Below are 794 nucleotides of genomic sequence, written 5' to 3' on the forward strand. Positions count from 1 at the left end.
TACGTTTTGGGCGCGGCAGCGATATGAACATTCGCGGTCGAGGTTTAGTTGGATACAGTCTCAGCGATGGCCCTTACGCGGAAAATTTGGTGGCGTCGATCCCGGCATCGAAAGCCGTCGAACAAGCGCGCCTGCCGGTGCCTGTTGGTGTTGATGGCCAGCTGGAGTTGAACATTCGTCATGCGACTTACGCAGCTCCGTGGTGTAAAACTGGTGAAGGCACATTGGTTTGGAGTGCCAGTGGCATTCAAAGTCCAGTGGGAAGCTTAGAGCTCGGCCCTGTTATTGCTGATTTGAAATGCCAAGATAGCGTGCTAACTGCATCAGGTGAGCAAACCAGTACGCAAGTTTCCTCGGCGTTTTCAGCGGAACTGATGCCGAATCAACGCTATTCAACGAAAGCGTGGTTTAAACCTGGCGCAGATTTCCCATCAAGCATGGGGGAGCAGTTGAAATGGCTTGGACAGCCAAACGCACAAGGCCAATACGAGTTTGACTACAAAGGCCGATTCTAATCTCGAGCCAACGTAATACAGAAAAGAGCTGCCAATGTGCAGCTCTTTTTACTTTTGGATCATAGTAGGCCAAACCATCTATTCGCTGTACGTAAATAAACGAGGGACAAAGCTGATTGATTAAGTAGTTGTATTTTAATGGAATTGTGTGATTTTGTGCAGTTTAATTAGCTTTAGGTATATGGTAGGTCAAATACTGTTAAAGCTGCTCATGCGGAAAAAGAAAAGGCCGTGAACGGAATTCACGGCCTAATGATACAAGTTGAGTTACGCAAGTAT

General features: G+C 47.2%; 1 protein-coding gene. It reads left to right on the forward strand.

The features are described from left to right. The coding region (locus R7040_RS25835; RefSeq protein ID WP_318097486.1) for a type II secretion system protein N at positions 1-515 on the forward strand (515 nt) is incomplete at its 5' end. Positions 516-794 lie beyond the last annotated feature (279 nt).

The organism is Vibrio sp. 1069, from assembly GCF_033340555.1.